The following is a 20,596-nucleotide window of genomic DNA, read 5'->3' on the forward strand; positions in this document are numbered from 1 at the left end:
ACCTTTTGCAACAGCAAGGTATGCTCCCATACCCATTTTTTCTATTTCTTCTTCATCGTATATCTTTATTTCAAAACCGTATTGTTTAGCTAAATCTTCTGCAATTTTTGCAAACTCTAAAGTATTTATTACGTTTGCAGGCTCGTTAACAAGGTCTCTAGTAAAGTTTTGAGCTTCCGCCAGTACTTTTCCAATATGGATATATTCTTTTAAGATATCTTTGTCAGCTTTTTTAGAAACATTGAAAGATAGTGAACTTATTTTAAACTCTTCTTTTTTTGTAAAGTATTTATCAAAGTTGTAATCTCCTAAAATAGCCCCTTCTGTTAAAGCTTGAATAGCATCTTTTATATCAATATCTCCAAAATCTATATCTGTATCTATAATGATATCTGATGCTTTTATTTCTTTTGCTTTTCTGACTGTATATGCGGAAAGTCTTCTTAAAACGTCCAATTCAAACTTTTTCTTAGAACCTAATCCAGATAAAACAACGTAGTCAGCTTTTATCTTCCCAAAAGTTGGAATAACTAAAAACTTTCCTTCTCCACCTTTGAACTTTTGAGCTTTAACTAAACGAGATATCTCTCCTTCAAATATTTCATCAAGTTTTTTTAGATTTCCAGAAAAATTTTTTTCTTCTTCAAAAACGGGAATAACTAAAGCATCTGTTTTTACAGACTCAATCTTTTTTGATAAAACTTCTATTTTCATAGATTACACCTCTTTTGTTGAATTTTTCAGATATTATAAAGATTTTTTAACGGATTTTCAATAAAGAAAAGTTAGAAGAGAATAATTTAGATTATAGAATTTAAACCCCCCAAAAGGGGGGATTAGGTGATTTATACGGTAGCTGGTTGACCTTCTAAAACTTCAACTTCTACTGTTTCACTTTGCCATAAGCCGTGCTTTGTACAATAGCTCATAGCGTTTAATTTTAGTTTATCTTTTGTTGGAACAATGTAAAAATCAACTTCTGCCTGATTAGGTTTGTTTCCAAGAGAACCAGGAGTAAATGTCGCTTGTCCAAGTAAAGTATCTCCATCCCAAAGTTGGACGTAAGCGATGTAGTGGTCAAAGTCATCCGGATGAACGTACTCATTTCCAACTCTTACTTTTACTTTTAATTTTTGACCTTTTACTGCTTCACCTTCTACATAAACAAATGGTGAATGTCTGTCGATAAAATCTCTTTTTGCTTCCTTGTCGATTTGTGAGATGTCCACATACGTGTTAACTTTTGGCATCTTTGTACCTCCTTGTTTAAATTTTGCTTTTTTATTTTACATTTTTTCATTCTAAACTGTAATGATATTTATCAAATCACAAAAGTGACTATTATCATAAAAATAGAATTTTAAAAAACCCCCCTCCCTGAAAAAAGGAGGTATTTATTCTTTTAGAACAAAAAGCCTAATTCTATGGAAGCTGATGTTTTTGAGTCTTTTGGATTATTGGATTTGTCAAAGAATATCTTACTGTCAGATTTGAAGTAGGATGCTTCTGCTCTTATGTAGGTGTTTTTGGTAGGTTTGTAGGTTGGTGTTAATGTTACTGTGTAAGCAGAAGAGACATAGTTGTATATACCACTTTCTTTTCCTTTTGAGCCATCGTTAAGGTACTCAACTCTTATTGGTAGAGAGAAACTTTGATATTTGGGTATTATGTAAACTGCCACACCGTAGCCGTTACTATCATGTCCGGATTGTTTAGCTGTTTTATCAAGCCATTGGTAATCAAAGTTTAACGCAACATCAAGGTTTTCATTTATAGACTTTGATAAAACTAAGTCAACAAGATTTTTGTAAGCTGTGTAATCGTAATAAGAAAGTGCGTAATTTATTCCGTAAACTGTTCCAAGTGTTCCTACAGCGTACGCTCCGGATGTTGGCGAATATGAGCTACCATCCAAGTACCCTTTATCTTTACTAACTTCACCGTAAAACTTAAAATCTTTGTAAGTGTAAGTAATTCTTGCTCCTGGGTATATGAATGGTTGTGCATAAAACACTCCACCGTATGTGATATTAGGATTTGAAAATGAAGTTGCTATCTCGTAGCCTATGTTTGTTGTAAGTAATCCAGCGTCTAAGGTTAAATTTTCAACTGGAGCGTAGGTTACATAGCCAAACAAAATACCAAAACCTTTATTTAAGATAGCTTTATTTTCGGTAATTCCACCATCGTAAAGTGTAGGTAGTAAAATCGTTCCAAAGGCTGCTGTAAAGCCAAGACCACCATTTTTAGGTTGTGAAGACAAAGAGACTATCAGGTTGCTAACTTTAAAATCATCGTGGTTGCTTGAACCTGTGTTGTTTGGGTAAATGTTGTTTGAGTAAAAATATCCGGATGTAACTCCTCCGGATAAGTCAATATCACTGTTGGCGACAGTAATCTGTCCTGCATTTGCAATTGTAACACCTGAAAGTAAACCTACCACAACTAACTTTTTCATAACAGTACCTCCTGTAGAATTTTTATTAAAGTTCAAAACCTCTTTCACCATGAACTGTTTCATCAAGTCCTCTTATCTCAGTTTCTTCATCAACTCTTGCACCTTTTGTAAACAATGATACTACAAAGTAGAGAATTGCAGTCATAACAGCTGTGTAAACTATCGTTGCTAAAACTGCCTCTATCTGAATCAAAACTTGTGATGGATTGCCGTAAAGTAAACCTTTTCCGGCTTGATTTACTGAAGGGTTTGCAAAGATACCTGTTGCTATCGCTCCCCATATACCGTTTAATCCATGAACACCAAACGCATCTAAAGAGTCGTCATAACCAAGTTTTTTCTTAAGCCAGTAAACACCTACAAAACCTAATATTCCAGATACTATACCAATAACTATGCTTCCGGATAAATCTACGAATCCGGCTGCCGGTGTAATAGCGACCAAACCTGCAACAACCCCTGATGCAGCTCCAAGCATTGTAGGTTTTTTAGCAACCAACCATTCAGTAATCATCCAAGATATAGCACCAAAAGCGGCTGCCGTGTTTGTCACTAAAAAAGCGTTAGCCGCAATTCCATCTGCAGCAAGTTCACTACCAGCATTGAAACCAAACCATCCAAACCACAGTAAAACTGCACCAACAACAGTAAGAACAACGGAAGACGGTAGTATAGCTTTTTTACCGTAATCAACCCTTTTACCAAGCAATAAAGCTAAAACCAATCCGGCAACACCTGCATTTATATGAACTACAGTACCACCGGCAAAATCCAAGGCACCTAATTTAGCTAAAAATCCACCACCCCATACCCAGTGAGCGATTGGAGCGTAAACAACTGTTATCCATAAAATTACAAATAAAAGCCAAAATTGAAACTTCATCCTTTCAATAACCGACCCACTTACAAGAGCCACCGTGATAGCAGCAAAAGTCATTTGGAATGCCACGAAAAGCAAAGTTGGTATATTTCCTGTTGACCACACATCGTTAACAGAGATACCAGTTAAAAAGACATGTTCCAAACTACCAATAATTCCAGATACATCGGTTCCAAAGGCTAACGTATAACCCCACAAAACCCAAACAGCTGAAGCTACACAGTAAGCTAAAAAGCTCATACCGATTGTGTTGAGAATGTTTTTTGACCTTGTCATACCACCGTAGAATAAAGCAAGCCCAGCAGGAGTCATAAGCATAACCAACGCTGTAGCAACAATCAGCCATGCAGTGTTTCCAGAATCAATTTTTTGAGATTCTTGTGCAAAAACGAAAGTGGGAACCAACGTTACCAGTAAAAAATTTAACTTTTTCATCACAGCACCTCCTTTTTTATAAAGCTTCAACACCTTTCTCACCAGTTCTAATTCTTATAGCATCTTCAACCGGAATGATAAAAATCTTTCCATCACCAACTTTTCCGGTTCTTGCTGTTGAGATAATTGCCTGTACAACTTTTTCTACAATTTCGTCTTCCACCACCACCTCTATCTTTATCTTAGGAACAAAGTCTATTATGTACTCTGCCCCACGATAAAGCTCCGTATGACCTTTCTGCCTTCCAAAACCTTTCACTTCTGAGATTGTTATCCCAAAGTTTCCAATGGTAGTTAGGGCGTCTTTGACCTCGTCAAGTTTGAAAGGTTTGATTATAGCCTCTACCTTTTTCATCACACAACCTCCAATTTAAATTTCTATAAAGTAGTTAATCAAAAGATATGCCAAAGAAGTTAAGTGTATGAAAAATTTGTAATTTATTAAATTCAGAAAATTTATTTTTAAATCTTTTTGCACAATTTTTATGCAATTAAAATGATAAAATGCTTTTTTTTGTGCATAATAAATTTTTTACTTCAACAAAACCTTGCTCAAAAAAAAGGCATATTTATTGCATACAGTAAATATGAAATTAAAATATGGGAGTGACGAATATGGAAAAGTTTCAACACATCTTGGACGAGATGAAAGGAAACCTTTGTGAAGAGTTAAAAGCTTTTACTTCAAGGTTTGATAACTACGAAGATGAATCGTTTCAGGAAAATTTGTTTGTCTCTTTTCCTTTTATAGAACTTTTTTATATTTTGGATAAAAATGGAATTCAGATAGTTGATAACATAATAAATCCACTTTACATAAAAAGAGTTAACAGATTTGGAAAAGGTGTTGACAGGTCTTCCAGACCTTATTATATAGATGTGATGAAAGTAGAAGATTGTATAATAACAAAACCTTATAAATCCGTATCCAGTCCTGACATTTCTTCCACCGTTGCAATACCTATAAAAAATCAATTCGGAGAGATAGAAAAAATACTTTGTTTTGATATAGATTTACAAGCACTTTTACATTCGGACAAGTACTTTTATACGAAGGATAGGTTTGAAAAAATTACAAAATTTATATATCTAATATTTAGTGTATTTCTTTCGTTTATAAGTTTAAAGTTAGTTTTATGGGGAAGTGCTCACCTTTTAGATATTGATATGAATCCGGAACATATTTTTAAATCTATAATTTTAATAACTCTTTCAATAGCCATATTTGATTTGGCAAAGACGATTTTTGAAGAAGAAGTCCTTTTATACAAAGACCCAAGAAGACACTCTGAAATTAGGAAAACATTAACAAGATTTTTAGCATCCATTATAATCGCAATTTCTATAGAAGCTCTTATGTTGGTGTTTAAGTTTACAATGTCTGACCCATCAAAACTTATATACTCTCTTGGAATATTGGTAGCAGTAGGATTCATGCTCATATCTTTAGGAATATATGTATTTTTAGGAACAAAATCTGAAATTTCAGTTAAAAGGTTTGAAAGAGAAAATAAGTAATCTTAAACATTTATAAGTTGTAAATTTTCTAATTTTTGAGATACCTTATCAACAAGACTTTCTTTTACTTTTTCATACTCTCCCATTATTCTGCATCCGGCTGCGTCTTTATGGCCTCCACCACCAAAGTATTTGGCTATTTCTTGAACATCAACATCTCCTTTTCCTCTTAAAGATACTCTCCATGTCTTTAAATCTTCTTTTTGTATCATTATAATTGCAACTTTTACACTTTCTATACTTCTTGCAAAGTTAACAAATCCCTCCGTATCTTCTTCCAATGTGTTTGTTTGGTTTAAAAAGTCTCTAAACACGGTTAAAACTGCAATTTTCCCATCATTATAAAGCTCTAATGTTGATAATGTTTTTTGGAGAAGCATTAAAACGTTAACTTTATTTCTCTCAAACACCATTTTTGATATATAAAATGGGTCTGCTCCTTTTTCTGTCAAAAATTTGGCTATTTCAAAGGTTTTTGATGTTGTGTTGTTATACTTGAAAGAGCCTGTATCCGTAATAAGACCGGTGTATAGGCAAGTTGCTATTTCCTTGTCTATGAGAGATTCATCCCAGTTTCTTAATATCTCCGTGACAACGGCAGTCGTTGAAGGACTATAATCATCTACATAATCGTATATACTTTCAAACTCTCCACCTATATGGTGATCTATTCTTATAAGTTCGTGGGATTGGATTTGTGTCCCGGCTCTTTTTCTACTTGATGCATCTACTAAGATAGCTACGGAAAATTTGTGGTTTATAGGCAGTTTTTTTATCTCATCCACTTTTGGTAAGAAGTTGTAAACATAAGGTACATCATCTTTCATTGCCATTACAACGTTTTTACCAATCTTTTTAAGGAAAAGGTACAAGGCTATCATACTTCCTATACCGTCTCCGTCTGGATTTTCATGTGTAAATATAAGTATATCTTTTTCCTCTCTTTTTAATCTTTCTATTATAGGTATGTATTTTTCCATTTTTACCACCTCACAGATTTTTCTTTTCGTATGGACAGATATCGTTAAGATAACACTCTTTACATTTTGGATTTTTTGCTGTACAGATATATCTTCCAAATAAAACCAATGCTTTTGATATGTATATCCAATTTTCTTTTGAAAAGAATTTTGCTAAATCTTTTTCTATCTTTTCTGGTGTTTTCCCATTTGATATTTTAAGTCTTTGAGTAGCCACTCTTTTTACATGTGTATCTACAACTATAGCCGGCTTGTTAAAAGCATTTACAAGTATTACACTTGCAGTTTTTCTACCTATACCGGGAAGCTCTACAAGGTCTTCTATGGTATCCGGAACTTTTCCATCAAAATCTTTAACCAATTTTTGACAACATTCTTTTATCAGTTTTGCTTTTCTTTTGTAGTAATTTATAGACTTTATGATACTCTCTATTTCTTCTGTAGATGCGTTAGCTACGGATTTAGGGTCAGGAAATTTTTGGAAAAATTTAGGTGTTACTTCATTTACTTTTTTATCTGTAGATTGGGCTGCCAGTATTGTTGCTATAACCAATTGGTAAGGGTTTTCAAATTTTAAATCTATCCAAGGATTTGGAAAATGTTTTTTTAATCTCTCTATAATCTCTTTTTCTGTAAAACTACTCATTAGAATAAACTCTTTTGCATAACCTGTTTTTTATCTAAATTTGGTTTATCTATCTCTTTTATCAATGATTTAAATCCTAATTTTTCAAATATCTCTTTTAATTTTATCAAATCCGGTTTTTCTTTTTTTAGGGATTCTAAGTCTAATTCTAAATCAATTTTATGTAGTTTTACTAAGGATTTTAAAAGTTGAATATCTTCTTTCGTTATGGTTTGAAAGCTCTCTTTTATTTTTCCTTTTAACTTGTCTTTGTTTTCCAGTATGTTATCTACAGTTCCATACTCTTGAAGTAAGGTGGTTGCAGTTTTAGGACCTACTCCTTTGACTCCTGGTATGTTGTCTATACTATCTCCTACCAGTACAAGATAATCTATAAATTGGTTTGGTTTTATTCCATACTTCTCAACTATTTTTTGAGTATCAACAATTTCATCTTTTATTGGGTTGTATATTTTTATTTTCTCATCTATTAACTGGTTCATATCTTTATCCGGTGTTACAATAATTACTTCAAAATTTTGATTTTCTGCTTTTTTTGCTATTGTTGCTATTATATCATCCGCTTCGTATCCGGGTATTTCTAGGATTTTTATTCCAAGTAAATTTATAATTTCTTTTATTTTTGGGATTTGAATTTGAAGGTCGTTTGGTGTTTCTTTTCTTGTTGCTTTGTACTCTTTGTAAATTTCGTGTCTAACCGTTTTTTCAGGTCTATCAAAAACAACGGCTATATAAGGAGTATTAAACGTTGATAGGAGTTTTAATAACATTCTAACAAATCCGTAGATGGCTCCTGTTGGAGTACCATCAGGTGCTGTTAAAGGTGGTAAAGCGTAGTACGCTCTGTATAAGTAAGATGAACCGTCTATTAAAAGAAGTTTTTTATCCATTTTTTAGTGTTTTTGCTACTTCTTTTGCAAAGTAGGTGATTATAATATCGGCACCTGCTCTTTTTATTGATGTTAAAGTTTCCATCATAACTTTTTTCTCATCTATCCATCCCATTTTTCCGGCTGCTTTTATCATAGAGTACTCTCCACTAACGTTGTAAGCTGCTAAAGGAACGTTAAAGTTGTTTTTTATATCTCTGATGATATCAAGGTAAGATAAAGCCGGTTTTACCATAACTATGTCTGCACCTTCTTCTATATCTAACTTTACTTCTCTTAATGCTTCTAGTCTGTTGGCAGGGTCCATTTGGTAGGTTCTTCTATCACCAAAAGCTGGGGTTGAGTCTGCCGCTTCTCTAAAAGGTCCGTAGTAGGACGATGCATACTTGGCTGAGTATGCCATTATAGGAACGTCTTTAAATCCGGATGAATCTAAGGCTTCTCTTATAGTCTTTACAACTCCATCCATCATTCCGGACGGTGCTACCATGTCAGCTCCTGCTTTTGCATGGGATATAACCTGTTTTCTTGTATTTTCTAACGTCAGGTCGTTGTCAACATCATGGTTATGAAGTACACCACAATGTCCGTGAGATGTGTACTCGCAAAAACAAACGTCCGTAATAACGTAAAGCTGTGGATAGTTCTTTTTTATATGACGAATAGCCCTTTGAATTATCCCTTCTTCGTTCCATGTATCGGAGCCAACCTCATCTTTATGGGAAGGAATACCAAACAGTAAGACAGCCGGAAGGTTCAAAGAAACAACTTCTTCAAGCTCTTCATCAACTCTATCTAAGGACCATCGGTAAATATCCGGCATAGAAGGAATCTCTTTTTTTATATTTTCTCCATCTTCTATAAAGATAGGATAAATAAGGTCGTCAACGGTAAGGTTTGTTTCTCTTACCAATCGACGAATACTTTCATTTTTTCTAAGTCTCCTTGGTCTGTTTACAGGGAATCCCATACAGGCTCCTTAGTACTTCTGTTCTACTTTTTCACCTTCACAAACTTCTTTTATTTGGTCTTTAACAAGTTTACCATTTTCGTATATTTTTTCTTGAACTTTATGGCATCTGGTTTTTGCATCGTATCCAAGTGGTTTTGCTTCGTAAACACCTCTTCCATCTTCCGTTTGGTATCTTACAGGTTGTCCAGTTTGAACAGCTTCAACAGCACCTCTTTTTGATATCTCCGCAATAGTAGCTCCAGCAATAGCCCCAATGACACCACCTATCACACCACCTTTCCATTTGTTATTGTTGGTCAAAATAGCTCCAGCTGTAGCTCCCGTTATGGCACCTATCAATCCACCTTCGTATGTAGATTGAGAAGGTCTGTACTCTGGGGCACAGCTTGCAATTAAGATTGCAGATACCAATACTCCTACAACCGCTTTTTTCATTTTCATCACCTCTAATCTAAAATTAATTTAATCTGACATACTCCTACTATTATAGCAGTTTCCATCTTTAAAATGTAGTCTCCTAACGTAAGTGAAATAAAACCTTTGTTTTTAAGCTCTTGTATCTCATATTCGTCAAATCCACCTTCATTTCCTATAACAACACTACAAGAACTATACTTTTTATCAATCAAGTTTTTAACCTTATTTTCTTTTTCCTTTTCGTAAAAAACAACCTTTAATTGGTCATTTGAATTAATATTACTCAATTTTATTGGTTTGTCAATAACTACAGGAAAGAGTCTTCTACACTGCTTTACTGAGTTTAATGCTATTTTCTCCCATTTTGGTATTTTCTTCTCTATATCTGAAAGTTTTACTGCCGAATTTTTTGATAAGACAGGAACAAATCTGTCAACTCCAAGTTGAGATACAGGCTCTATAATGTCGTCTATTTTGGAAAGTTGGTTTGGCATACACTGGTAAAGTGTTATCTTGTAGAGAGGAGTTTTTATATGTAATTTTTCTATAGGTTTTACAACTACTTTGTTTTTGTCTATTTTAACCACTTCTCCCAAGTACATATTACCTTTTAAATCATTTACTTCTATGAGAAAACCTTCTTTTATCCTTTTTACATTAACAGCATGGTGGTATTCTTCATCTGTTAAAACTAAATAGTCTCCTTCAGGATTTCCTATGAAGATTGGATAACTCATCCCAAAAAAACCCTTTTAAAAATTACTGCTGTAAAAAATATAAGAGAGTAGATAATAACGATAGTTGAACCTGATGGAAGGTTGTATTCAAAAGATACGTATATTCCCAATAAAACGGTAAAAACACTTATAATAACTGATGTTAGAATTATGCTTTTGTACCTCCAGAAAATCTGAGAAGCTGTAGCAGCCGGAAGTATTATCATAGCCGAAGAAAGAATAGAACCTACAAGTTTTATTGAAAGGACAGTTGCCACAGCTATAATCGTGATAGTAGCATAGTACAAAAAGTTTGTGTTGATACCTGAAATGTTAGCAAGCTCTTCGTCAAAACAGCAGTACATTAATTTTTCAAGGTTGTAAAATATAAAAGCGATAGATATTATAGAGAATGATGAAATGATGATGATGTCTTGATATGTAATTGTAAGGATATTACCAAACAAAAAGGCAAAAAGGTCTGAGTTGTAGTTGTTTGAAAAAGACATAACAACAACTCCCAAAGCCATAGAGAAGGAAAGTAAAATTCCAATGGAAATATCTTCATGTATCTGTCCTTTTTTACTTATATAACCTATGAGTAGTCCTATCGATATTGCGAAAATGCTACCTATCAAAGTTGGATTTATTCCAAGGAAAAAGCCAATTGCAAGACCTCCAAATGCAGCATGAGATATACCTATGTTTATAAATGACCATTTTTTAACAAACACAAACAAAGATAAAACAGAAAGTAAAACAGCAATTAAAACACCACCAATAACAGCGTTTTGTAAAAAAGGTACCGTTAAAAAATCTGATATATTCAATGTTTCTTAACCTCTATGTTAAAATGTTGACAAGTGAAACATTCTGGAGAGTGGATAAGAAGTTTTACTTCCGAGCCGTAGAGTTTATCTAAGGCTTCTTTTTGTAAAAATTCCTTAAAATCTCCCAAATAATGTAATCTTCTGTTTAGTCCTACCACTTTGTTGACAAATGAACCTATGGCTCCTATATCGTGGGTTACCATAATTACGGTAATACCTTTTTCTTTGTTTATCTTTTTTATAAATTCGTAAAAGTTTTCCTGAGCCACAACATCTATTCCTGTTGAAGGTTCATCTAATATGAGTAATTCTGGTTGTGATATAATGGCTCTTGCAATCATAACTCTTTGTTGCTGTCCTCCGGATAGTTTTCCAAAAGAATAATCTTTGTACTGCTGCATACCTACATAGTTAAGATATTCCAAAACCTTTTTTTCTTTTTCTTTATAAGGTAAACTTGTGTTTATAAGTCCAAACATAACCACATCAAAAACTGAAACTGGAAAATCTCTATCGTAGCTTGACTTTTGGGGAAGGTATCCTACTTTTCCGGATTTAACATAATCTTTAGGGTTTTTTCCTTCTATCAAAACTTTTCCTTTCGTTGGTTGTACAAATCCAAGAATGACCTTTACAAGGGTAGTTTTTCCACCGCCGTTTGGTCCCACTACCGCTACAATCTCTCCTTTTTTTACTTCAAAGGATACATCTTCCAATATCAGATTACCATTTATCTCTACGTACAAATTTTCTATTTTTATCATATCTTTACTACTATCTTTCCAAAAAACTGTCTACTTAGAAGTTTCTCATAGGCTTTTTGTACATCTTCTAAATCAAATACCGAATCTACAACTGGATTTAGTTTATCGGGAAACAGTTTTAACATCTTTGCAAACTCCCCTTTAGTTCCCATATAAACACCATGGATAGTTAAATTTTTTCCGAAAATGTATCTAAGGTTAATCTGTGTATCCGCTCCCGTTGTTGAACCAAAGGTTATAACCCTTGCCCCTCTTTTTCCGCAAGATAGGGAATCAGAGAAAGTCTGAGCTCCAATGTGGTCTACTACGATATCACAAAGCTGTCCATTTGTGTACTCTTTTACTTTTTCCACAAAATTTTCTTTTTTGTAATTTATAACAAAATCAGCTCCAAGTTGCTTACATTTCTCTATTTTCCAATCGTCTCCAACGGTTGTTATTACAGTTGCATTGTAAAGTTTTGCTATCTGAATAAGAGCTGTACCTACCCCACTTCCTCCACCGTGTATTAACACGGTATCACCTTGGTTTATTTTACCTCTGGTAACAAGTGAGTGCCAAGATGTGATGTATGTGATTGGAATGCAAGCAGCCGATTCAAAAGATAAACTATCCGGAATTTTAAAAACATTTACAGCCGGAACTTTTACAAATTCAGCAGAAACACCATCTTCAAGAACTCCTAAAGGTCGGAAACTATTACACTTATTATCTTTCCCCGATAAACATCTTTCACATACTCCACATGACAATCCGGAAAATATCACAACTCTATCACCTTCTTTTAGATGTTTTACATTTTTTCCTACTTTTGCAACAACACCTGACCCATCAGATGCAAAGATGTGAGGCAGTGGTATTGCCACAGGATACTTTCCTTCCATAACCCAAACATCAAGATGGTTAAGTGAAAAAGCTTTGATGTTTACCAATACTTCATCTTCGTTTATATCCGGTATAGGAAAATCTCCTATTTTTATTGCTTTATAACCTTCCAATTTATCGTAGTAAGCAGCTTTCATAAAAAACCTCCTAAACTTTTTTATTTAAAATACTTGATGGTTGTTTTTTTACTTCACCTTCCGAAGAGTAAGTTGAAGTCTCTTCAAATATACTCTCAAAAACGGACTCAATAAATTTTAAGTTGGATTGGGCAAGAAACATGTTGTTTTCAGAAAGTATCTGAATTTCTTTAATAATTTCTTTATAATTTTCAAAATCTTCTACATTAAACTTTGCAAGTTTAGTTAATATTTCCTGTTTTTTTTCAACTATTTCGTTTAACTTCTGTGTAGCTGTACCATCATTTATAGCTTTTACGATGCACTCTTTCTCCATAATCAATAAATCTTTTAAATCATTTAAAAGGTCAAAAACATTCATATCTTCCAAATCCCTTAGATTAAAAATCAGTTTAATTATTCTATCAAAAAAAGCTGTGTGATAAAATAAATGTAAGATTATAAAAGAGGTAATTTTGGATTATGCAACAGAAAGGAGCTAAAAAGTCTATCGAGAAAGCTTTGGATTTACTTGAAGCACTTAAAGAGAGGGACAATTTAGGTGTCACAGAGTTGAGTAATATTTTAGGGTTGAATAAAAATAACGTTTTTAGAATACTTGCTACTTTGGAAGTAAAAGGACTTATTGAACAGGAAGAGGAAACAGGACATTACAGGTTAGGTGTTAAAACTTTGTATTTAGAGTACTCTTTTATAAAGAACTTGACAATATTGAACCACGCTAAACAGTTTATAAAAAATCTTAGGAATCAAACTAACGAAACTGTTTACCTATCTATGCTTCATCAAAACGATGTTATATATTTTTACAGTAAAGAAAGTAAAGCTTCAGTTTTGGCAAAATCAAGGCTTGGGAAAAGGTATCCTGCCCTTGAAACGGCAGCTGGAAGAGCAATTTTGAAAGCCAAAAAAGATGTAGGTGAGATTTTTGAGGTAGACTTTGAAGGTGCAGAAAAGGAAGTATCGGAAATTGCAACGGTTATAAGGGATGAATCAGACCATCCTATTGCAGGGCTTTCTATCGTAGCTCCTATTTCAAGGTTAAACAAAGATAACTACGAAGGACTTTTTAGACACTACCTTCTTCAAATAGCAGAAGAGATAACCAACATAAATAAAATCGTTCTACCGTAATGAACGAGAAAATAAAATTCTTTGTTTTATCCGGATTATCCGGATTGTTTCTTTCTTTATCACTACCGAACTTTTTCGTTCCTTTTGGGTTTTTGATTGGTTTTTCTTTATGGTTTTACATTATCGAAAAAAACAGTGTAAAAAATGTTTTACTTTACTCATTTTTAGTTGGTTTTGTTTTTTCATTTGTATCTTTCTACTGGATAGTCTTTGCCCTCAGTTATTACGGTGGTATAAACATTTTGATATCTTCAATACTTTTTTTGATTTTCTCTACCGCTTACGCTTTATACACCTTTGTTTTATCCGGATTCATCATTAAAAAGCTGATTTTAAGGTACTCTTTAAAAGGTCTTTTTTTGTTGCCTTTTATTTGGGTTGTGTTGGAATTTATTAGGGAGTTTTTTCCTTTCAACGGTTTTAGTTGGAACTTGTTTGGATACATGATTTCATACATCAATCCAGTGGCTCAAATAACCTACTACACAAGCATCTACGGACTTTCATTATTAGTTTTATTTTTTTCTGTAAGTTTTTATATGATGATTTCAGAGAGAGATTACAGATTCATCTTTTTGAATATCTTTAACATTCTGTTTTTTATCGTTATTTTTGTATGGGGAAATCATAGGATAAACAGTTATACAGATAAAGGAGATTATTACAAGGTTGCAGTTCTGCAGGGAAACGTAGATGAGTCTATGAAGTTAAAACCGACAAAAGAGATTAACAGAAAAATAATTGATAAATACATAAATCTTTTAAAACAGGCAAAAGAAAAAGGTGCTGACATAGCAGTTCTTCCGGAATCTGCATTACCTTTCTTTCCTTATGTTGACTCCTCTTTAAGAGATTACTTTTTTGAAAGATTTTCAGAAATAAAGATGCCTATCTTATCCGGATTTGATAACGTTTTGCTGAAAGAAGATGGAGACATAGACAGAGTTTACAACTCTTTGTTTTTAATAGATAAAGATGGATTTTATTTAGACTACTACTCAAAGATAAAGTTGGTTCCTTTTGGAGAGTACACACCTTTTAGAAACAAACTCTTGGAAAACATATTTGAGTATCTCCAAGGTATAGACTTTACGAAAGGTGAAGGACAAAAGCTGATTGTTTATGAAAAAATGAAGGTAGCATCTTTGATATGTTTTGAGTCTATATTTCCGGATTTTGTAGCAAACTTTGTAAACAAAGGTGCAAACGTTATAGTAAACATCACAAACGATGGATGGTTTGGCAAAACATCAGCCCCATACCAACACTTTGAGATGGCAAGAGTAAGAGCGATAGAAAACAACATATATCTTGTAAGGGCAGCAAACACAGGAGTATCAGCTATAATAAATCCAGTTGGCAAAATAGTGTCCTATTTACCTCTTTACAAAGATGGAATTATAATAGAAAAAGTTTATATCAACGGTGGAAAAAGCTTTTATAACCAAAACAAAACTTACATCTATATTCTGTTTATTGTTGTATTTATACTATCAATTTTAATTATCCAAAGAGTTAAAATTCAGAATAATTTATAATTTATTAACAAGTTTTTAAGGAGATACATCTTGGTAAATTTTGATAAGGAAAAAGTTGAAAAAACTTTAAGAGAGTATTTAGACCCATCTGTAAATCTCATTTTACAAATAGGTAACTACATATTAGATGGTGGTGGTAAAAGAGTTCGGCCGTACCTTGTTTTAAAATTTTCTAAAGCATTAAGAGGATACAACGAAGAAAAAGACTACATCTTATCTGCTGCATTAGAGTACCTACATACAGCTTCATTACTACACGATGATGTTGTAGATGGTTCAGAAAAAAGAAGAGGGAAACCTACGGTAAACAGAGTTTTTGGAAACGATACAACAGTGTTAGTTGGTGATTACATGTATGCAAATGCACTTTACCTGTTTTCTATCTACGGTGATATAGATATGATTAAAAACGTCAGTGATAGCGTAAAAAAGATGGCAGAAGGACAACTTTTAGAACTAAAAAAAATAGCGGATTTTGAAACATCTTTTGATGATTACTACAAGATAGTTTTAGGTAAAACTGCAGTTTTATTTGGAAGTTGCTGTTATGTTGGAACAGCATTAGCCTCATCAGACCAAAATTTAAAAGATATGGCATATAACTACGGTCTTAACATAGGGATAGCTTTTCAGATAGTTGATGATATTTTAGATTACGAAGGAAAAGAAGAAAAAGTTGGAAAAAGCTTAATGAACGACCTTAAAGAAGGAAAGATAACCTACCCACTCCTTGTAATAAAAGAAGAACTAAAAGATGAAGACAAGTCTTTTATAAAGTCTGTTATTTTAGATAAAAATCCTCCAATGGAGAATTTATTAAAAGCAAAAAAAATCGTTGAAGACTATCAAGGAGTGGAAAAAGCAAAAGAACACGCAAGAGATTATGTGAGAAAAGCCATTGAAAATTTAAAAGATTTTCCGGATAATAAAGATAAAGAAGACCTTATAAACCTTGCCTACTACATTGTTAAGAGAGATATTTAAGGAGGATAGGAAATGTCCAGTTTAACGTTAGAACTTTATAATATGTTGGAAGAAAAAATTGGAAAAGAAGAAGCTAAAAAAGTTATTGAAGTAGTTGAAAAATCTTTATCTGTTATTGAAGAGAAAGTAAAAGAGGAAAAAGAGATAGCCAAAGTTCAAATAAAACAGGATTTATTGGATGAACTAATTACAAAAGCAGAATTTAAAACCGAAATACATAGAGTTGAAGAAAAGATAGAAGGTGAGATACGTAGAGTTGAAGAAAAAATAGAAGGTGAGATACGCAGAGTTGAAGAAAAGATGGAAACTCTAAGACAGGAATTAAAAGGAGAGATGAAGGTAATTAAACTACTTATATTTTTTGTGATGGCTTTAATGGTAATACTTAATCAAAACAGTGTTGAATTTTTACTTAAGGTTTTTGGATTTATAAAGTAAATAAGGAGGAGATTATGTATAGAACTTTACTTAAATCAAAAGTCCATAGAATAAAAATTACAGGTGCTGACTTACATTACGAAGGCAGTTTAACCCTTGATGAAGCTATTATGGAAGCGGCAAACCTTATTCCTTTTGAAAAGATAGAGGTTTACAACGTAAACAACGGTCAGCGATTTTCAACTTACGTTATTCCGGGTGTTAGGTACTCTGGAGAATGTATCCTTAACGGTGCAGCAGCAAGACTTGGACATTACAACGATATAATCATAATAGCATCTTACGCAAGTGTAAACGAAAAGGATTTAGAAAACTTTTATGTTGACCTTGTTTACATTGATGAAAACACAAACACAATCAAAGAGCATAAAAAAGTCAAAGCTGTGAATAGTAAAGTTTTAACAGCTTTTGACGAATAATCTATTAGGTATTAATCTTTAATCCGGAGTTGTAGTGAAGTTTTTAAAATTGATATATGCTTTTTCAATAGGGCTATTTTTAAGTTCTTGCTCCGTTCAAGTTAAAGATGTAAAGAAAAGCTATAAACCACCTAAAAAAGTAGATTACAAGTACACCTACACCCAGAACACAAATACAAAAATTCAAAACTCTACAACCTCAAATAACAACATTAACACAGATTCCAACGATTCAAAAACTGTATTGGAAGCTATAAAGTACGGTCTTAGTGAAACAGAGAAAAACTATATTACCCAAGAAGCAAAAATACTCGGTATCCAGATTCCGGATGACCAAGATATTGAGTACTTTATAAACTACTTTACAACTACAAAAAAATCCTTTACAGAAAACGCTCTTAAAAGAGCCAACTACTTTTTACCTATGGTAAAGAGAATATTTATGCAAGAAGGACTTCCACCGGAACTTGCATACCTTGCCGTTGTAGAAAGTGGATTTAACCCATACGCAACATCGCCATCAAATGCAGCTGGAATATGGCAGTTCATACCTTCCACCGGAAGGAGATTTGGTTTAAGAATAGACGAGTATGTAGATGAAAGGAGAGACCCTTACAAATCAACGATTGCAGCAGCAAAATACTTAAAATTTCTTTACAACATGTTCGGTAGTTGGGAGCTTGCTATAGCCGGATACAACTGTGGAGAAAAATGTGTTGCAAAAAGGTTAGAAGCCAACAACACCACAAATTTTAAAGACATTAAGTACAATCTTCCATCAGAAACAAGTGAATATGTCCCAAGATTCTTTGCCATCTTAATAATTGCAAACAATCCGGAAAAGTACGGTTTAGATACAAAATCCAACGTTTATGATGTTGTAAACTTTACAGCTGATAGAGAGATACATTTATCCGAGTTATCACAGGAAAAGAAGATAGATTACGATATATTAAAATTTTACAACGCACATCTCAAAACTGATGTTGCATTTGAAGGAATAAATATAAACCTTCCCAAACTCAACACCGCAGAATTTGACAGAAGATTCATAACAACTCCTCCACCAAAACTTTACGCAAACAACAAAAAAAGTTCTCCAAAAAATCAAGTTGTAGCACCTGAAAATAAAGAAGAAAATATAGTAGTTTCTTTAATTGATACAAAAATCAATCCAACTTTCACAAAAACAAACTATAAAAGAAAAGTTCACATAGTAAGCCAAGGGGAAACCCTTTACAGTATAGCTAAAAAGTACGGAGTTGATGTTGAAACAATAAGAAAGGCGAATAACTTAGAAGATAACACAATTTACGTTGGAATGGAGTTGGTGATACCTTGATAAAAAGAAGAAAAACAAGACCTGTTTTTGTGGGAAACGTAAAAATAGGTGATGGTGCACCTATCGTTGTCCAATCTATGACAGATACAAAAACCCACGATGTGCAAGCAACTCTAAATCAGATAAACAGACTTGCAAAAGCCGGATGTGAGATTATAAGAGTTGCCGTTCCAAGAGAGGAAGATGCTTTAGCATTACCAGAGATAGTTAAAAACTCACCAATTCCAGTAATTGGAGACATTCACTTTTCACCAAGGATTGCAATGTTATCACTGGAAAGTGGTATCCATGGGATAAGATTGAATCCGGGAAATATAAACGACGAAGGAAAAGTTAGAGAAATACTACAAGAGTGTAAAAAGAAAAACATAGCAGTTAGATTAGGTGTTAACTCTGGCTCCTTAGAGAAAAAACTTTTAGATAAATACGGCTATCCATCTGCTCAAGCTTTGGCAGAAAGCGCTTTAAACTGGTCTGAATTTTTTGAAAAAGTAGGCTTTACAAACTTTAAAGTTTCGATAAAAGGTTCAGATGTACTTCAAAATGTAGAAGCAAACAAGATATTTGCAGAAAAAACAGACATTCCACTTCATGTAGGTATAACGGAAGCAGGACCAGCCGGAAGAGGCTCCGTCAAGTCTGCAGTTGGACTTGGAATACTATTTTATTTAGGTATAGGAGACACTGTAAGAGTATCTCTAACGGCAGACCCAGAAGAGGAAGTAAAGGTTGCCTATCAGATACTTCAATCCTTAGGATTAAGAAGAAAAGGCATAGAGATTGTTTCTTGTCCAACCTGTGGCAGGATAGAGGTAGACCTACCAAAAGTGGTAAAAGAAGTGGAAGAAAAGTTATCCGGCGTAGATAAACCAATAAAAGTAGCGATAATGGGATGTGTTGTAAACGCAATAGGAGAAGCAAAGGAAGCGGACATAGGACTGGCTTGCGGTTATAAATCTGCAATTTTATTTAAAAATGGAGAACCTTTAAGAAAAGTTTCGGAAGAAGAGATGGTTGATGAACTTTTAAAAGAAATATCAAACATGGAAGTAAAAAGATGAAAGTAGAACCTTACAAACTCTCTTACATAGCCGGACTTTTTGATTGTGGGGGTAAAGTATCCTTAAGAAAAGACGGAAGGACAGAAACATCCATATTCGTTCATGTAACAATAAAAGCAAAATCATCACAAACTCTACAGATGATAAAAGAAATATTCGGTGGGACCATAAGGAAAAATAAAAACAACGCTTACCTTATAATCACCCACAGAAAAGCAAGAAACTTTCTAAAGACAATCAGAGAGTATACTTACTGTAGCCAAGAGGAAATTGATGAAATCTTAAAAATCTATGAACTTAGATTTTCTCATCAATTGGAAGCATCAAGAAAGAAAAAAGCCATCAGAGAAATTTTGAAAAAATTCAAAAAAACAAAAATATATCATGGAAGAAACTCAGTAAGAAAATTCATAGAGGGGTAGGTTATGAACTGGGTAGAAAAAGAGTTTAACTTAAAAGGTATTGCTACGGATGTAAACACGTTTGAATGGGAAGAAGAAGATTGGGTCAACAAGGCACCAGTTGTTTTAACGAAAGTTGCCAAAAGACCTGGAGGTTTTACCCTTTATATGAAAGGAATTACCCAAGAACTTGAGTGGTACTTTTCAAAAGGATTGACAAACATCTTTTTCAAAGATGATGGAAAAACTCTTAGAATAGAACACGAAGATGGTACTTACTATGTGGACCTACAACCAAGCCAAGAACTATACGAATTTTTAAAGGAATTTATACAGGAGGAAGAAAGTGTTTGATATCGTTTTAAAAAACGGATACATACTGACAATGGACGAAAACTTTACAGAGTACAAAAAAGGTTATATAGCCATAAAAGATGGAAAAATAGCAGAAGTAGGAAATGGAAAAGAAGAGTTTGAAGCCAAAGAAGTTATAGATTTAAATGGAAATGTGGTTATACCCGGATTAATAAACACACATACCCACGCAGCAATGACATTACTAAGAGGATACGGTAGTGATAACCCTTTAAAAGTATGGCTTGAACAGTACATATGGCCTGTAGAAGGCAGGTTTGTTAGTTATGAGTTTGTAAAAGATGGAACAGATTTGGCTTGTTATGAGATGATAAGAAATGGAATAACCTGTTTTGTAGATATGTACTTTTACGAAAATGCAGTAGCGGACTCTAT

General features: G+C 33.4%; 26 protein-coding genes. 11 read left to right on the top strand and 15 right to left on the bottom strand.

The genetic code is table 11. The features are described 5' to 3' along the window. From NE054_RS02530 to NE054_RS02550, 5 genes are all read right to left on the bottom strand, one after another. The coding region (locus NE054_RS02530; protein WP_297888058.1) for a M17 family peptidase N-terminal domain-containing protein at positions 1-714 on the bottom strand (714 nt) is incomplete at its 3' end. Between the two features lie 131 nt (positions 715-845). Next, positions 846-1,250, bottom strand: coding sequence for a desulfoferrodoxin family protein (locus NE054_RS02535; RefSeq protein ID WP_297888061.1), 405 nt, complete (start codon positions 1,248-1,250; stop codon positions 846-848). A 152-nt stretch (positions 1,251-1,402) separates the two neighbouring features. Further along, on the bottom strand, positions 1,403-2,458 hold the full coding sequence (locus tag NE054_RS02540; protein ID WP_297888063.1) for an outer membrane beta-barrel protein: 1,056 nt from the start codon (positions 2,456-2,458) through the stop codon (positions 1,403-1,405). A gap of 25 nt (positions 2,459-2,483) precedes the next feature. Further along, positions 2,484-3,773, bottom strand: a complete 1,290-nt coding sequence (locus NE054_RS02545; RefSeq protein ID WP_297888066.1) for an ammonium transporter — start codon at positions 3,771-3,773, stop codon at positions 2,484-2,486. Positions 3,774-3,789: 16 nt separating this feature from the next. Then, positions 3,790-4,128: a P-II family nitrogen regulator gene (locus NE054_RS02550; RefSeq protein ID WP_297888069.1), complete on the bottom strand. Its 339-nt coding sequence runs from the start codon at positions 4,126-4,128 to the stop codon at positions 3,790-3,792. Positions 4,129-4,388: 260 nt separating this feature from the next. On the opposite strand from NE054_RS02550, the gene NE054_RS02555 reads away from it, so the two are divergent. After that, positions 4,389-5,291, top strand: coding sequence for a cache domain-containing protein (locus tag NE054_RS02555; RefSeq protein WP_297888072.1), 903 nt, complete (start codon positions 4,389-4,391; stop codon positions 5,289-5,291). 2 nt (positions 5,292-5,293) lie between these two features. On the opposite strand, the gene NE054_RS02560 is transcribed toward NE054_RS02555, so the two are convergent. The 10 genes from NE054_RS02560 to NE054_RS02605 are packed head-to-tail and all read right to left on the bottom strand — an operon-like array spanning position 5,294 to position 12,890. Then, positions 5,294-6,271 (bottom strand): bifunctional oligoribonuclease/PAP phosphatase NrnA, encoded by a 978-nt coding sequence (locus NE054_RS02560; protein ID WP_297888074.1) that lies wholly within the window; start codon positions 6,269-6,271, stop codon positions 5,294-5,296. Positions 6,272-6,281: 10 nt separating this feature from the next. After that, the gene (gene nth, locus NE054_RS02565; RefSeq protein ID WP_297888077.1) at positions 6,282-6,917 is read right to left on the bottom strand and encodes an endonuclease III; all 636 of its coding nucleotides are present in this window, start codon (positions 6,915-6,917) and stop codon (positions 6,282-6,284) included. Further along, positions 6,917-7,807, bottom strand: coding sequence for a 5'-3' exonuclease H3TH domain-containing protein (locus tag NE054_RS02570; protein WP_297888080.1), 891 nt, complete (start codon positions 7,805-7,807; stop codon positions 6,917-6,919). The genes nth and NE054_RS02570 overlap by 1 nt, the downstream gene beginning before the upstream one ends. Further along, positions 7,800-8,777: a porphobilinogen synthase gene (hemB, locus tag NE054_RS02575; RefSeq protein ID WP_297888083.1), complete on the bottom strand. Its 978-nt coding sequence runs from the start codon at positions 8,775-8,777 to the stop codon at positions 7,800-7,802. Before hemB ends, NE054_RS02570 begins: the two co-directional genes overlap by 8 nt. A gap of 9 nt (positions 8,778-8,786) precedes the next feature. Continuing rightward, on the bottom strand, positions 8,787-9,215 hold the full coding sequence (locus NE054_RS02580; RefSeq protein WP_297888086.1) for a YMGG-like glycine zipper-containing protein: 429 nt from the start codon (positions 9,213-9,215) through the stop codon (positions 8,787-8,789). 11 nt (positions 9,216-9,226) lie between these two features. Beyond that, a complete protein-coding gene (locus tag NE054_RS02585) occupies positions 9,227-9,934 on the bottom strand; it encodes an RsmE family RNA methyltransferase (protein WP_297888088.1) in 708 nt (235 codons plus the stop codon). Continuing rightward, positions 9,931-10,743 carry a metal ABC transporter permease gene (locus NE054_RS02590; protein ID WP_297888090.1) on the bottom strand — a complete coding sequence of 271 codons (813 nt, stop codon included), beginning with the start codon at positions 10,741-10,743 and terminating at the stop codon, positions 9,931-9,933. The genes NE054_RS02585 and NE054_RS02590 overlap by 4 nt, the downstream gene beginning before the upstream one ends. Beyond that, positions 10,740-11,507, bottom strand: a complete 768-nt coding sequence (locus NE054_RS02595) for a metal ABC transporter ATP-binding protein (protein WP_297888091.1) — start codon at positions 11,505-11,507, stop codon at positions 10,740-10,742. The genes NE054_RS02590 and NE054_RS02595 overlap by 4 nt, the downstream gene beginning before the upstream one ends. Continuing rightward, positions 11,504-12,529: a zinc-binding dehydrogenase gene (locus tag NE054_RS02600; protein ID WP_297888092.1), complete on the bottom strand. Its 1,026-nt coding sequence runs from the start codon at positions 12,527-12,529 to the stop codon at positions 11,504-11,506. The genes NE054_RS02595 and NE054_RS02600 overlap by 4 nt, the downstream gene beginning before the upstream one ends. 10 nt (positions 12,530-12,539) lie before the next feature. Beyond that, on the bottom strand, positions 12,540-12,890 hold the full coding sequence (locus NE054_RS02605; RefSeq protein WP_297888094.1) for a hypothetical protein: 351 nt from the start codon (positions 12,888-12,890) through the stop codon (positions 12,540-12,542). Between the two features lie 101 nt (positions 12,891-12,991). On the opposite strand from NE054_RS02605, the gene NE054_RS02610 reads away from it, so the two are divergent. The 10 genes from NE054_RS02610 to NE054_RS02655 all read left to right on the top strand — a co-directional run. After that, positions 12,992-13,663 carry an IclR family transcriptional regulator gene (locus NE054_RS02610; RefSeq protein WP_297888096.1) on the top strand — a complete coding sequence of 224 codons (672 nt, stop codon included), beginning with the start codon at positions 12,992-12,994 and terminating at the stop codon, positions 13,661-13,663. Continuing rightward, positions 13,663-15,201: an apolipoprotein N-acyltransferase gene (gene lnt / locus NE054_RS02615; protein WP_297888099.1), complete on the top strand. Its 1,539-nt coding sequence runs from the start codon at positions 13,663-13,665 to the stop codon at positions 15,199-15,201. The genes NE054_RS02610 and lnt overlap by 1 nt, the downstream gene beginning before the upstream one ends. Before the next feature lie 30 nt (positions 15,202-15,231). Further along, complete coding sequence (locus NE054_RS02620) at positions 15,232-16,185, top strand: polyprenyl synthetase family protein (RefSeq protein ID WP_297888103.1); 954 nt, start codon at positions 15,232-15,234, stop codon at positions 16,183-16,185. A 12-nt stretch (positions 16,186-16,197) separates the two neighbouring features. After that, the gene (locus NE054_RS02625; RefSeq protein WP_297888105.1) at positions 16,198-16,623 is read left to right on the top strand and encodes a hypothetical protein; all 426 of its coding nucleotides are present in this window, start codon (positions 16,198-16,200) and stop codon (positions 16,621-16,623) included. A gap of 14 nt (positions 16,624-16,637) precedes the next feature. Beyond that, positions 16,638-17,042, top strand: coding sequence for an aspartate 1-decarboxylase (gene panD, locus NE054_RS02630; RefSeq protein WP_297888108.1), 405 nt, complete (start codon positions 16,638-16,640; stop codon positions 17,040-17,042). A 34-nt stretch (positions 17,043-17,076) separates the two neighbouring features. Continuing rightward, positions 17,077-18,384, top strand: a complete 1,308-nt coding sequence (locus tag NE054_RS02635; protein ID WP_297888112.1) for a lytic transglycosylase domain-containing protein — start codon at positions 17,077-17,079, stop codon at positions 18,382-18,384. After that, the gene (ispG, locus tag NE054_RS02640) at positions 18,381-19,445 is read left to right on the top strand and encodes a flavodoxin-dependent (E)-4-hydroxy-3-methylbut-2-enyl-diphosphate synthase (protein ID WP_297888114.1); all 1,065 of its coding nucleotides are present in this window, start codon (positions 18,381-18,383) and stop codon (positions 19,443-19,445) included. The genes NE054_RS02635 and ispG overlap by 4 nt, the downstream gene beginning before the upstream one ends. Continuing rightward, entirely contained in the window at positions 19,442-19,867 is a 426-nt protein-coding gene (locus tag NE054_RS02645; protein WP_297888117.1) for an LAGLIDADG family homing endonuclease, read from the top strand. The genes ispG and NE054_RS02645 overlap by 4 nt, the downstream gene beginning before the upstream one ends. Before the next feature lie 3 nt (positions 19,868-19,870). Further along, entirely contained in the window at positions 19,871-20,200 is a 330-nt protein-coding gene (locus tag NE054_RS02650) for a hypothetical protein (protein ID WP_297888120.1), read from the top strand. Further along, positions 20,193-20,596 (top strand): amidohydrolase family protein (locus NE054_RS02655; protein WP_297888123.1); only part of this gene is annotated, 404 nt, incomplete at its 3' end. The genes NE054_RS02650 and NE054_RS02655, both read left to right, overlap by 8 nt.

The sequence above is a fragment of the Sulfurihydrogenibium sp. genome, from assembly GCF_027448985.1.
Taxonomy (GTDB): Bacteria; Aquificota; Aquificia; order Aquificales; family Hydrogenothermaceae; genus Sulfurihydrogenibium.